At 65.2% G+C, this 1201-nt stretch carries 1 protein-coding gene; it reads right to left on the minus strand.

Annotated elements, in window-relative coordinates; genetic code table 11:
• Nucleotides 1–1201, minus strand: a 1201-nt coding sequence (locus RS887_RS30420; protein WP_322618313.1) for an AMP-binding protein, incomplete at both ends; no start/stop codon positions are given.

The raw sequence follows: 1201 nt of genomic DNA on the forward strand, positions 1-1201 counted from the left end.
TGAACGGATCGGCGACGAAGCGTTCGGCGCTCTGCCACGGGTGGCGATGGTAGCCGCGTGCGACACCCCGTCCGCCAATGTACAGCTCACCGACCATGCCCACCGGCAGCGGGTTGAGGTCCATGTCCAGCACGTGCAGGCTGCGGCTGCCGACGCGTTGGCCTATCGGCGCATACATTGCCTGGCAATGGCCGTCGGCGGCGATTTTCCACAGCAGCGGCGTAACCACGGTTTCCGTCGGCCCGTAGCCGTTGACCAGGTATTGCGGCTTGAGCCTGTGTTTGACCCGTTCGAACGTCGCGTCCGGCACCGCATCGCCACCGAAGCAATAGATACGCACTGGCGGCGGATCACCGCCCTGCAACTCGGCGTGCTCGGCCAATTGCAGCAGGTAAGCCGGCGGGAAGCAGGCGACGCTGATGCGCTGGCGGTGCAACACCGCCAGGGTCTGCTCGGCAGTCCACAACGTATTATCGCGGATCACCAGGGTCGAGCCGCTGATCAGCGCGGTGATCCATCGTTCATGGGCGCCATCGAAGGCGAACGACATGAAATGCAGTTCGCGATTGTCCGGGTCCATTTCGTACAGCTCGGCGATGGCTTGCACGTGCATGCTCAAAGGCCCGTGGGCCACGGCGACGCTTTTCGGTTTGCCGGTCGAACCGGAGGTGTAGATCAGGTAGGCCAGTTGCTCGGCGTGCACGGCGCGTTGCGGCGTCGGCACGTCGATGTCGAGGTCCAGGCGGTCCACCGCGACCATGACCGTGCCGGGATCAAGCTGCGCCGAATCGCGCAGCCGTTCCTGGGTCAACAGCAAGCGCATGTCGCTGTCGGCCATCATGTAGCGCAGGCGTTCCTGCGGGTATTGCGGGTCCAGCGGCACGTAGGCGGCAGCGCATTTCATCACTGCCAACAGCGACACCACCAGCTCCAGCGAACGCTCCATGAACACGCCGATCACGTCTTCGGCCTGCACACCCTGTTCCAGCAGATGCACCGCCAAAGCATCGGAGCGCCGGTCCAGCTCGGCGTAGCTCAAGTGTTCGGCGTCGCGGTCGGCATGGCTCAGGACCAGCGCCGTGTGATCCGGTTGCCGGTGCGCACGCTGACGGATCAGCTCGTGCACCGGCGTCTCGTCACCGTCAGCCACCACCGGCCGTTCGCCGTCCAGCGCCCGGCCTTCGTCCAGGGTCAACAGGCC

It is taken from the genome of Pseudomonas sp. BIC9C, from assembly GCF_034541995.1.
Taxonomy (GTDB): Bacteria; Pseudomonadota; Gammaproteobacteria; order Pseudomonadales; family Pseudomonadaceae; genus Aquipseudomonas; species Aquipseudomonas fluorescens_CC.